General features: G+C 32.3%; 13 protein-coding genes. All 13 read left to right on the top strand.

Annotation, left to right across the window (positions count from 1 at the left end):
• Positions 1–4 precede the first annotated feature (4 nt).
• Entirely contained in the window at positions 5–1,525 is a 1,521-nt protein-coding gene (locus EBB54_RS15355) for a lipopolysaccharide biosynthesis protein (RefSeq protein WP_125128082.1), read from the top strand.
• Between the two features lie 3 nt (positions 1,526–1,528).
• Positions 1,529–2,551, top strand: coding sequence for an acyltransferase family protein (locus EBB54_RS15350; protein ID WP_125128081.1), 1,023 nt, complete (start codon positions 1,529–1,531; stop codon positions 2,549–2,551).
• The gene (locus tag EBB54_RS15345) at positions 2,544–3,440 is read left to right on the top strand and encodes a glycosyltransferase (RefSeq protein WP_125128080.1); all 897 of its coding nucleotides are present in this window, start codon (positions 2,544–2,546) and stop codon (positions 3,438–3,440) included. The genes EBB54_RS15350 and EBB54_RS15345 overlap by 8 nt, the downstream gene beginning before the upstream one ends.
• A gap of 53 nt (positions 3,441–3,493) precedes the next feature.
• Positions 3,494–4,042 (top strand): acyltransferase, encoded by a 549-nt coding sequence (locus EBB54_RS31605; RefSeq protein WP_125128079.1) that lies wholly within the window; start codon positions 3,494–3,496, stop codon positions 4,040–4,042.
• 38 nt (positions 4,043–4,080) lie between these two features.
• Entirely contained in the window at positions 4,081–5,289 is a 1,209-nt protein-coding gene (locus EBB54_RS15335; RefSeq protein WP_125128078.1) for a hypothetical protein, read from the top strand.
• Positions 5,290–5,485: 196 nt separating this feature from the next.
• A complete protein-coding gene (locus tag EBB54_RS15330) occupies positions 5,486–6,565 on the top strand; it encodes a nucleotidyltransferase family protein (RefSeq protein ID WP_125128077.1) in 1,080 nt (359 codons plus the stop codon).
• On the top strand, positions 6,555–7,181 hold the full coding sequence (locus tag EBB54_RS15325) for an acetyltransferase (RefSeq protein ID WP_125128076.1): 627 nt from the start codon (positions 6,555–6,557) through the stop codon (positions 7,179–7,181). Before EBB54_RS15330 ends, EBB54_RS15325 begins: the two co-directional genes overlap by 11 nt.
• 6 nt (positions 7,182–7,187) lie before the next feature.
• A complete protein-coding gene (gene neuB, locus EBB54_RS15320) occupies positions 7,188–8,183 on the top strand; it encodes an N-acetylneuraminate synthase (protein ID WP_125128075.1) in 996 nt (331 codons plus the stop codon).
• On the top strand, positions 8,180–9,337 hold the full coding sequence (neuC, locus tag EBB54_RS15315) for a UDP-N-acetylglucosamine 2-epimerase (RefSeq protein ID WP_125128074.1): 1,158 nt from the start codon (positions 8,180–8,182) through the stop codon (positions 9,335–9,337). The genes neuB and neuC overlap by 4 nt, the downstream gene beginning before the upstream one ends.
• Before the next feature lie 7 nt (positions 9,338–9,344).
• On the top strand, positions 9,345–9,956 hold the full coding sequence (locus EBB54_RS15310) for an LbetaH domain-containing protein (RefSeq protein WP_205128756.1): 612 nt from the start codon (positions 9,345–9,347) through the stop codon (positions 9,954–9,956).
• A gap of 77 nt (positions 9,957–10,033) precedes the next feature.
• Positions 10,034–11,011 (top strand): Gfo/Idh/MocA family protein, encoded by a 978-nt coding sequence (locus tag EBB54_RS15305; protein WP_125128073.1) that lies wholly within the window; start codon positions 10,034–10,036, stop codon positions 11,009–11,011.
• Positions 11,008–11,940 carry a Gfo/Idh/MocA family protein gene (locus EBB54_RS15300; RefSeq protein WP_125128072.1) on the top strand — a complete coding sequence of 311 codons (933 nt, stop codon included), beginning with the start codon at positions 11,008–11,010 and terminating at the stop codon, positions 11,938–11,940. The genes EBB54_RS15305 and EBB54_RS15300 overlap by 4 nt, the downstream gene beginning before the upstream one ends.
• A gap of 104 nt (positions 11,941–12,044) precedes the next feature.
• Complete coding sequence (locus EBB54_RS15295; protein ID WP_125128071.1) at positions 12,045–12,875, top strand: NAD-dependent epimerase/dehydratase family protein; 831 nt, start codon at positions 12,045–12,047, stop codon at positions 12,873–12,875.
• The last annotated feature ends 56 nt before the right edge of the window (positions 12,876–12,931 follow it).

The raw sequence follows: 12,931 nt of genomic DNA, 5'->3' as shown, positions 1-12,931 counted from the left end.
AGTTATGAAACAGGATGATTTAAAAAGTAGATATGCAATTAAACTGATAAGCTCTGTTGCAATTGTACTCTTAAACGGGGGAGTTCAGATCATATTACCACGTGCATTATCAGTAGAAGAATATGGATATTATTCATATAATCTTAACGTATTTACCTCCATTGTTAATATGGCAAATATGTCTGTTTCTGGAGCTATGGTATCTAAGTTTTCAAAAAGGAATGAAGACAGAGGACTGTTGGTTTTTTATTTGTTTTTTTACGGTATAATTGCAGTATTGTTAAATATAGGCGTGATTATTTTATTCTCATTAAATTTATTACAGAGCAGCTTTGAAGGACAAACATTATTTGTCGTATTACTAGCGTTGGAGGTTTCTATTCTATCTCGTTTTTTTGTTGACAATATTGGGATTTATGATGCGATGGCGATAGCGAGATTTCCTGCAGTGAGTCAAATCATTATGAGGTTATTGATAGCAGCAACAGTGATTTTTGGCTATCTTTTGGGAAATATCAATTTAGTCTTTTTCTATATAACACAAATATCTGTGACCTCTCTTGTAACCGCTGTGATGCTTTATGCTGCGTTAACTGAGCAAAAAAAAAGATATCAGCAAAGAGAATATCGTTATAATATCAAAAAGTATGCTAAAGAATATTATATATATTGTAGACCATTAATAGGATCAAGTATTTTTTCGCAATTTACTGTGATTTTTATGAACTGGGCTTTAATGAAATGGTCTGGTGCAGTGCAACAGGCTCAATTTGGTGCAGCGTGGCAACTGAATACTCTTGTGACATATGTATTTTCTCCATATGCGGATTTAATGAGACGAGAGTTTGCAATAGTTTATAACAAATTGGATTTGCTAAAACATCGATTTTTGCAATCGATGAAATTGGTGACTGCACTTACCAGCTTTATAGTTGTTTTTATATGTGTTGAAGTGAAAAATATAATAGAAATTGTTTATGGGGATAAGTATATTGGAGCGACTTCAATCACGGTACTTATAATGCTATATACGATTTTTCAGTCTTGGGGACAAATCGAAGGCTCATACCTATATGCAACAGAGAATACAAAGACAAATGCGCGAATTATAATTCTAGGACAAGCTTTAACAGTTATCTTCGTCTTCCTTTTTCAAATTCCCAATTTTATATGGCCGAAGACGATTGGCGGAATAGGGATAGCTCTTAATTATTTATTGGTTAATATTATTTCAGTTGAAACAACATTATTTATAATCTCACGTAAAATAGGTATATCTTTTTTGAAATATAATATGTTTCAAATTGTACTCATTATATTTTTAGGTGGAATTGGAATAATTACAAAATTACTTCTTGAAGAAATATGGCAATGTGCAACTTGGATACAACTTGTACTACAAACTATAAGCGTAGGAATAGTGTATACAGTGATCTCCTTATCATTAATATGCATTTTTCCCAGAATAATTGGAATGAGCAAAAATGACAAAAATACATATCTAAAAAAAATAATTAGAAGATAAATTATGTGTAAAATAGAAAATAAAAAAATACATGTACCAGAGTTAGATGTGTCAAAAGGTATAGCTATAATATTCATGATTTTAGGTCATTCAATTCAAATATCTTATGGAAATAGCGATGGTTTTTTTGACAATATAGTTTTTAAATTTATATATTCTTTTCATATGCCTCTTTTTATGATGATCAGCGGTTATCTATTCAACACAACAGTAAAAAGAAAGACTACAAAAAAAATACTAATTGAAAGATGTAGCAGTTTATTGATCCCTTTGTTATCATGGAATCTTATTATCAATGGAAAAGATTTTGTAAATGCGGGGGGGGTATTATATAAAATTGTAAAATTTGGATATCATTGTATTGTAAGTTATTGGTTTCTATGGGCCGTATTATATTGTTCAATTGGTTCAATACTTGTATTTAAAATAGTTAATCGTAAGCTTCAAATTGTTTGTTTGACACTTTTGTTATTAGCAACCTTTTTTACTCCTGATTTATTTAATTCAGAATGTTATAAATTTATGTTTCCATGTTTCATATCGGGATATTATATGAAAGAATATGGAAATCAGATAAAAAATACATTTGACTATAAAAAGGGATTATTAATTGGGGCTGTCCTCTTTACAGCTCTTTTTATGTTTTACAAAAGAAACGGATATATTTATATTGGCTATTGGTCATTATTAAGAAAGGGAGCTGTTGGTATTTTTATATGGGATATATATAGAACGATAATTGGCATCATAGGAAGTGTATGTATTCTACTATCAGTTAGAATCTTTATTCCATTGAAAGAGAACGGGGTAATACAGGAAATAGGGAAAAATTCTATGGGAATATATATCATTTCAATGCAATTAAATATTGTATTAAGGTGGCTTGCTGTTCGCTTTAATATTACATGGTGGGGAATGATTATAGAAACAATAGCCATATTAGCAATAAGCTATTTGACTACAAAAGTGATATCTAAAATAAAAATTTTAAATTTTTTGTTATTGGGGAGACGGAAAAATGAGTAAGTGTGCAATCATTATTCTTATGTATAGAGATAGTGAATCGACGATTAATCTTGTTAAAGCTGTAAGTCAATTTAATATTTTAGATGAGATTATTGTCGTAGATAACTGTTCTCCAGATGATTCATATGAAAAACTTAAGGAGTATGAAGCGGATCATATTCATGTGATTCAAACTACTGGAAATAATGGAATAGCTAAAGGAAATAACTTTGGAGCGACATATGCGAAAAAGATATGCACGGATATAGATTATTTCCTTTTTTCTAATCCGGATGTAATTGTAACTAAAGAAAGTATTACAGATATGATAGAGTTTTTGGATTGCCACAAAAATGTGGCGGCAGTATGCCCTATGGAATTGACAAAAGAAAAGGATTATGCCAGAGATTTTGCATGGAAAAGACCTACTTATGGACAATTAATGCTGACTGTAATGCCAATTACGAGGAGACTATATTACAGAAATAAAAAAGAATTTCTATGGTTTTATGATGTTGAAGAGGCTGTTCAGCATGACGCTTTTGAAGCAGAAGTTTTGATTAGCTGTTTTATTATGACGAAACGAAGTGTCTTTGACGAAGTGGGTGGATTTAATGAGAAAACCTATTTATATCATGAGGAAGATTTATATGCACATAAACTGTATAAGAATGGTAAAAAACTGTTTGTTCTTATGAAACACCCAATAGTACATTTGGGATGTTCATCCATGAATAAAGAATATGATGATTATGAAAAAATCAACAAATTAATAGTTGATAGCGGTGGCGTATATATGTCTGAATGTCTTGAAATACCGCCTCTCGGTATTTGGATTTATAAAATGCTGTATAAAATCAGCCTAATAGAAAAGAGCATATTTCACAAGTTCCAAAAACAAAGAAAATAGAGGATGAAAGCAAAATTTTGTCTAGCGAAAAGGATTTATAGGTCATAATCAAGATGAATATTGTAAAGATAGCTATATACAGATTACTTACGCAGTTTTTGTATAAACATAGATTTTCAAATATTGGGATGAAAACAACGATTTTTTCGCCAATGCAGTTATCAGAAACTAAAAGTATATCAATAGGTAGTAGAACATTTATTGCACATTACGCATGGCTAATGGGAAATAACAATGTTGCAGATGCGGTAACACTCTCTATTGGAAACCATGTTCAAATAGGACATTTTTCACATATAGTAGGGAAAAAAAATGTTCAAATAGAAGATTCTGTTTTAATTGCAGATAGAGTATATATATCGGATTGCAATCATAATTATAATGATATTGCAAGGCCAATATTTCAACAAGGGACTAATTTTGCAGGTGATGTGAAAATTGGTGAGGGATCTTGGATTGGGGAAAATGTATGTATAATCGGAGCAAAAATAGGAAAGCACTGTGTGATTGGAGCAAATGCAGTAGTGACACATGACATTCCTGACTATAGTGTGGCTGTTGGAATTCCAGCAAAAGTAATCAAAACTATAAAAAGTACTTAATTAAACTTAGAAGGAAATATAAAGGATAGCTAGTAATTGTGAATACTAATAATAAGAGAAAAATCGTTTTTTTATTTCATACTCCAATACCGAAGAGTTATTTATCATTATTTAAGATTTCTGATTTTCTAAATTTAGGTTATAATATAGAACTGATAGATACTTCTTATTTTTCTAACCGGCCGGCATATAACAATACAGTAACCGGTCTGATTAATTATGAAGAAAAATATGTACATAGAGTTTATACAAATATTGAACTCTTTAAATTATTAGATGAGTATTATGATGCAGTTATAATAGTTACATTTGATTGTCTTGTGGAATTTTTTCAATTATTTAGATATTTATCAAAGAACCGGAGAGACTATGGATATTTGATTCTAGGTACAAGCTATCAAACAGCAAGTTTCATGACAACAAGAAAAAGAATAAGTTCTTTTCTTTATGGACTTTCTTTTAAAAGAATAGCAAACGGATTATATCGTAGGTTACCAAGAAAAAAATTAGGAATTAAGGCCTGTGATTTCATTATTTGTAATTCACCTGATGAGGAGGCAGATTTTAGAAAGCGCTTAGTTTGTGATGAACATACAACCTATAAAACAATTCATTCTAATTTTTATGAAGAAGCTCTTGAGAATAAAGGAAAACAGAGAATTGTACCGGAAAAGTATTGTGTATGGCTTGATTTTTATGCTCCTTATCATCCAGATGTAGAGCTCATATCAGGAAAAAATAGAATAGATCCTGCGAAATATTATAATTCATTAAAGCAATTCTTTTGCTGGATTGAGAAATACTCTGGTTATAAAGTAGTGATTGCAGCACATCCGAGATCAGACTATGAAAAGCATCCTGAATCATATAATGGATTCCGCATAGAAAAATTTAAGACTAGTTTATTGGTTAGAGATGCAGAGTTTATAATGACTTCTGCATCAACAAGTTTTTTGTATGGAGTTATGTATCTTAAACCGATTATATTTATCATACAAGATGAGTTGTATAAACTACCTAAAAATATTACATATTGTGAAAATACAAGTAAAAAATTAAACAAAGAAACAATCAATATCGATCATATTAAAGAAGATGAGGTATCAGATATTCTAATAGAGCAGATGAGAATAGATAATAATTGTTATATTAAATCAGCAAATTCCTATATAAAGGTAGGATTTGATGGAGATATAGCAGGAAGAAGCCATATCTATGATATCATTGATTTTTTAGAATCATTATAGTGGACAAAATGGAATGAAATAAGTATATAGATGAAATTAGAAGTATTGTTATATTAGGCATAATACATGATTATAGTAAGGATATTAATTTTTGTAGAGGACTCTTGCATTAGTCTTAAAAAAATTAATTATAAAATCAGCACTTGAAAAATTCTTTAGGACACTGAGTCAATGAATTAAGGGATTAAAATTTAAGATGAATAGTGAAGAATTATCAAAATATAAATGTAATAATAATGTGAGTATCGTAGATGCCATGAAATCTATCGATAAAAATGCTTGTGGATTAGTTTATATAGTCAATTCTGAAGATAAGCTTGTTGGTTGTTTGACAGATGGGGATATAAGACGCTGGATTATTACATCTGGAGGGGTAGCAGGAACCGTAAGCGATGCAATGAATCATAATCCCAAATATGTGTTTCAATCTGAGGCAAAAGAAGGATTAAAACGTATGAATGAGGAACGGGTTCATTCTATTGCTGTCGTAAACGATCATATGATGATTCTGGATGTCATTTTTCTTGAATCATACAAAAAACTGAAACAAGAGATTTCAAGAAGCGCATTGAAAGATACGGTTGTTATAGTTATGGCTGGGGGAGAAGGAACTAGGCTATTTCCATATACGAAGATTCTTCCTAAACCGTTGATTCCCATAGGAGATGTTCCTATATTAGAAAGGATATTAAATCGATTTTCCAATTTTGGGGTAACCGATTTTTATTTAACAGTAAACTACAAGAAAGAAATGATTAAATCATATTTTTCAGAAATTATTCATTCCTATGATATTCATTATGTAGATGAAGACAAACCATTGGGTACTGCTGGTAGCATCAGATTGATAAAGAAGAAATTTGATCGGCCTGTAATTGTTACCAATTGTGATATCCTTATAGAAGCTGATTATGAGAAGATTCTTAATTATCATATTGATTCATCAAATGATATTACAATTGTTTCATCCCTTAAAAATACTATTATTCCGTACGGTGTAATACATACAAGAGCAGAAGGAATCGTGGAATGTATGGAGGAAAAGCCACAGCTATCACATTTCATTAATACAGGGATGTATGTAATTAATCCCGAATTATTTAAATGGATACCCCAAGGAATCATTTTTCATATGACTGATCTGGTAAATAAAGTGATGGTTAATAAGAAGAAAGTTGGAATGTTTCCTATAAGTGAAAAGTCATTTCTTGATATGGGCCAGTTTGAGGAGATGAAGAAGATGGAAGAAAGGATTAATGGAGGATATGTCCAGTAAACTTGTTCTGGTTGGCGGCGGTGGTCATTGCAAATCTGTATTGGACACAGCATTGCGAATGGCCTGCTTTAAAGAAATAGTCATTACTGATTATTATAATCCAGAAGGAAGTTCTCTTCTGGGATGTAAGGTAGTTGGAACAGACGAGGTTTTGCCAGATTTATACAAAAATGGCTATCGGAGTGCTTTCATAACGGTTGGTAGTATAAAGAGTACCGATGTTCGGCGTAATATTTTTGAGAAATGTAAGAAAATCGGATTTCAATCACCCAATATCATTGATTCTTCGGCGTTGATTTCAAATTCAGTGGATATGGGAATTGGTGTGTTTGTCGGTAAGAATGCTATTTTAAATGCAGATAGCATTATAGGAAATTATGCAATAATAAACACTGCTTGCATCATAGAGCATGAATGCAAAATAGGTGATTTTTCACATATTGCAGTGGGAGCAACTGTCTGTGGTGGTGTAGAAATAGATAGTAATGTATTTATTGGTGCAAACTCAACAATTATCCAAGGAGTTAAAATAGGTAGAAATAGTGTCATTGGAGCAGGAAGTATTATTCTTACAGACGTACCTGAAAACAGTACTATTGTTGGAGCATATAGATGAGGTAAAATGAGCAGAACATTAATAATTGCAGAAGCTGGGGTTAATCATAACGGATCAATTGATTTGGCAAAAAAATTAATTGATATTGCAAAAAAAAGCGGTGCTGATATCGTGAAATTTCAGACAGCAAAACTGGATTCTTTTGTATCAAAGTCAGCTCAGATGGCAACATACCAGAAGAAAAATATTGGAAAAGAAGAATCTCAAAAAGAGATGTTATCAAAACTTCTTCTTCCATTTGATGATTTTGTAGATATTGCTGAATATTGTAGAAAATTGGGTATAAAATTCTTAGCTACCCCGTTTGATATTGAAAGTATTCGCTTTTTAAATGATTTGCAAGAAATATGGAAGGTTCCTTCTGGAGAGATTACAAATTATCCATACCTTGTTGAAATTGCCAAAACAGGAAAAGATGTAATCTTGTCTACTGGTATGAGCACAATGTCAGAGGTAGATGTTGTATTAGATATTTTAAAAAAGAACGGTGCTGGTAATATAACGCTCCTGCATTGTACAACAAATTATCCAGCGTTAATACAGGATGTGAACTTAAGGGCAATGCTTTCAATGAAAGAACATTGTGGCTGTGATATCGGCTATTCTGATCATACACAGGGGATAGAAGTTCCTATTGCGGCTGTAGTTCTGGGAGCAAAAGTTATAGAGAAACATTTTACTATCGACAGGATGATGGAGGGACCTGATCACAAGGCAAGCCTCGAACCAAATGAACTTGCTGAAATGATACAAGCAATAAGAAATGTTGAGATTGCATTAGGAACAGGAGAAAAAAAGCCAGTGGATCATGAGATTGAGAATGCTAAAGTGGCCAGGAAAAGCATTGTAGCAGCAAAAAACATTAAAAAAGGCGAAGTATTCACGGTAGATAATCTCACTACGAAACGTCCGGGGACGGGGATCAATCCGATGCGCTGGAATGAAGTATTGGGGATGACCGCAATCCGTGATTTTTTAGAGGATGATTTAATAGAGCTATGAAAAAAATAGCAATAGTTACCGCCACCAGAGCAGAATATGGATTGCTTACACCACTCATTCGAAGGATAATAAATGACAAAGAACTAAAACTTGAACTCATTGTCACAGGTGCGCATCTTTCTGATAAACAAGAGTATACGATTAATGCGATATATGAAGACGGGTTTCCGATCTCGCATATCATTCCTATACTTGAAGGAGGAAACTCTGCCTATGACATTTCAGCAACTATGGCAAATGCAATTAGGGGATTTGCGAGATGTTTCCGAGATGATCGGCCTGATATGGTCGTGATTCTTGGTGATCGGACTGAAATGCTGGGGATAGCTTCTGCTGCAATGAATGAACGGATTCCAATCGCACATATTCACGGGGGAGAAATTACTGAGGGGGCTGTTGATGACTGTATAAGACATGCCTTAACTAAGATGAGTTATATTCATTTTACAGCAACTGAGGAGTATAGAAATAGAGTTATTCAGCTAGGAGAATCTCCCAATAGAGTGTTTAATGTAGGATCATTAGGAACGGAAAACATTCTGAATGAAAAACTAATGAACGAGAATGAGATAAGGGATGATATAGGTATTTCGCTAGATAAAAAATATTCTGTTGTTACGTTCCATCCTGTTACACTGGAAGACGAAACTGCTGAAGATCAGGCTAGAACGATTTGTGATGTGATTGCAAATCGTATTGACATTATATTTGTAATTACTAAAGCAAATGCGGATAAAGGAGGAGAAATCGTAAATCGTATTTTTGAGAAATTTTCTGAGAAGTATAGAAATGCTATTCTTGTCCATTCTCTTGGAATGAGGAAATACTTAAGTGCAGTAAAGTTTGCAGAATTTGTTATGGGAAATAGTTCAAGTGGTATTTTAGAAGCACCGGTTTTAGGAACGCCAACAGTTAATATTGGGGATCGCCAAAAGGGTAGAATAATGGTGGATACAATTATCAACTGTCCATGTGATAGAAATAAAATTCTTGATAGCTTGGATCAAGTCCGAAAGATACACAGAAATAAAACTCGAATATATGGGAACGGGGAAACGTCTAAACGCATCGTTACAGAGATTAAAAATATATTTGATAATGGGATTTTCTTAAAAAAAGGATTTTATGATATTGGAAGATTAGGTGGTAAGTAAAAGTATTATGGATGAATTAACAAGGATTGTTTTACATCAATTAAATAATTTGTTTTTTACTTCTAGAGAAGAAGAAACTGTTTTGATTCGATATATCTATAGTGCAAAAAAGAAAACTGTTGAATGTATATCTGCTTTTAATAACAAATATTTCAATGGTGAAATATATCCGTATAATAGCGTGATATATTGTGTTTTCCTATTTTGGCTTGGACGTATTATTTGGCTTAAAGAAGCAGAAAGAAAACTGTGCGATAAAATATATTATCTTAATAAAGCACTAAATGCGGTGGATTTATTGTATGAGATTGAGTTACCGAATATATGGTCATGTGAACACCCTGTTGGTGCTGTGATGGGGCGTGCAAAGTATGGTAACAGATTCTATTTTTGCCAAGGATGTACTGTAGGGGGGAACTATAATAAAGATGGAGAGCTAATTTATCCAATAATTGGTGATGACGTAATGATGTATTCTGATTCAAAGATTGTAGGGGCATCAGTAATTGGAAATAATGTGTCAATGGCAGCAAACAGTTATGTGATTAATACAAATATTCCCGATAATTCAATTGTCTTTGGCCAAGGATTAAATATAGTGATAAAAGAGAAACACTAAAAAGCAGTAAAAATTCAAGTACCAATAAGTAAGTATATTGCAGTATTTATTATATTACTATTTTGCGAGGTATCTCAATGAAAGTGTTAATAGTAGGTTATGGTTCAATGGGAAGAAGACGGATTAGACTTGTGAGTGAAGTTCTTAATAATGCAGTATTTATTTGTGTTGATCGTAATCCAGAACGGCTTATGCAAATCAAAGCTAATGGTTTGCTGGGTTACAGTAACTTGGATGAGGCAATTAATGAAAAGCCAGAAATTGCTTTTGTTTGCACTTCGCCTGGACATCATGCATCCATCATTTTGAGACTAATTGATTCGGGAATTCAGGTGTTTACAGAATTAAATCTTACAAGTGATCTTTATGAAGAAATAATTGATAAGTCTAAGATAAAGAATGTTTCTGTATTTATATCAAGTACTTTGCTCTACAAAAAACAAATTGAATTTGTAAATGATTTTGTAAAGAAGCAGAATTCTCCAATGAACTATATTTATCATGTGGGACAGTATCTACCAGATTGGCATCCTTGGGAATGCTATAAAGATTTTTTTGTATCACAAAAGCAAACAAATGGGATTCGAGAAATTTTAGCAATACAATTACCATGGATCGTGAACACATTTGGTATGATAGACAGTCTTAGCTGCCAAACTCAGAAATGTACAAGGTTGGATATTGATTTTCCTGATACTGTGAATTTGAGTCTGCATCATGAGAATGGTAATATAGGAGTTTTTGTTGCGGATGTAGTATCGAGAAAGGCTATAACAAGATTAGAAATTATTGGTGAGAAAATACATTTATTCTGGGATGGGTATGATGATTTGTACAATCTTAATATTGATAGTGGAATGTTGGAAAAAATCCATGTAAATAATTCAGGCGATCATATAGAGGGATACTCTGATAATATAAATGAGGAACCATACAGAAATGAGATAAAAGAGTTTTTGTTAATGATTAAGGAAGGGAAAAGTCCGCGTTATTCATTGATGAAAGATAAATATATTTTGTCTCTGATTGATAAAATTGAGGAATACTATCAATGAATATATTATTTATTGGGATTGGATCTATTGCAGAACGACATATAAGAAATATTAGGTCATTGTTTTCAGATGTTAATATTGATGTTATAAGAAGTGGGAGAGGAAAAAAACTATCGACAACTATAGAACAATTAATTAAAAATGTTTACACAGATATAAAAGAAATTCAAGCCTATTATGATGCGGTATTTATAACAAATCCGACGGATATTCATTACGAGACACTCTTAAAGTATCACGAATATAGTGATGCTTTTTTTATTGAGAAGCCAGTATTCATTTCTGGATTAGAAGATATAACGCCATTTATCAGCAAAAATAATATATATTATGTTGCATCTCCTTTAAGGTATTCAAAAGTTGTTCAATATGTAAAGAACGAAATTGATTTTTCTAAAGTATACTCAATAAGGAGTATATCTTCGAGTTATCTTCCTGAATGGAGAAACGGGATCGATTATAGAAATACCTATAGTGCACACAAAAATATGGGTGGGGGTGTTTCAATTGATCTAATCCATGAATGGGACTATATGCAATATCTTGTTGGATTTCCGCATACAGTACACTCTCTAATTTGTAGAAAATCAGACTTAGAAATAGATTCTGATGATATTGCCGTGTATATAGCGGAATATGAAAATATGGTTGTAGAAATCCATTTAGATTATTTCGGGAGATATCCTCTTAGAAAAATGGAAATATTCACCCAAAAAGATACGATTTCTGTGGACTTGATTGATCAATCTATCCAATTTTTACACAGCAATAAAGCTATTAAATTTCCTGATAATCGTGATTTGTATCAGATGGATGAACTGAAACATTTTTTTGATATTATTGCGGGTAATGTTCAGAATGATAACGGATTAGAAGAAGCATGTAGGGTTCTAAGGATTGCAAGAGGTATGCAGATTTTACAGTGCTAAACATGGATAATTAAATTCAAATCATATTGAACTAAGAAACATGAACAGATCTGTTGTGGAAATAGAATTCAGGCGTTGATTATAGAGTAGAAGGAGAACTCATTATGAGAGTATTGGTAACTGGCGCAAATGGATATTTAGGGCAAGGTATTGTTAAAGCTTTGTTGGATAAAGGCTCGGAAGTTATAGCGGCAGATTTTGAATTAGACTACATTGATGAAAGAGCTATTAAGCTTGTTGGAAATATATTTGAGAATGATAATTTGATAAAAACAGTTGGAATACCAGATGTCTTACTTCATCTTGCTTGGAGGGATGGATTTGTGCATTACGCTGATACCCATATTAAAGACTTGAACAGCCATTATGCTTTTATAAAACGATTGACTGAACATGGTGTTGCTAGAATTGCAGTCATGGGGTCTATGCACGAAGTAGGTTTTTTTGAAGGGAGCATTAAAGAGGATACACCTTGCAATCCAACTACACCATATGGAATTAGTAAAAACGCATTACGTTGTTTGACGGAAATGATATGTAAACAGCGTAATATTGCATTTCAGTGGATACGAGGCTTTTATATTGTTGGAAATTCTGAATGCGGAAGTTCGATATTTTCAAAAATTGTTAAAGCTGAGAAAGCTGGTAAGACAGAATTTCCTTTTACTATGGGATTGAATCAATTTGACTTTATTGATTATGACGATTTCTGCAGCATGGTTGCCGCAACAGTTCTTCAAGATAAAGAATTAGGAATTATTAATGTGTGTCATGGTCGGCCTGAAAAATTAGCAGATCGAGTGGAACGTTTTATTATAGAAAATAAATTTAATATTAGACTGCAATATGGTATATTTCCAGAGAGACCTTACGATTCTAAAGCGGTATGGGGGGATGATACAAAAATACGTAGAATATTGAGGAAACAGCAATAAGTTTTTTGGTTTGATTTTCAATGAAAGAAGATCAAGTAGTTTTGCTGAATAAGTAG

Source organism: Schaedlerella arabinosiphila, from assembly GCF_003885045.1.
Classification (GTDB): Bacteria; Bacillota; Clostridia; order Lachnospirales; family Lachnospiraceae; genus Schaedlerella; species Schaedlerella arabinosiphila.
The sequence above is the reverse complement of the archived record's forward strand: the minus strand, read 5'-3'. Positions and strand labels throughout refer to the sequence as shown.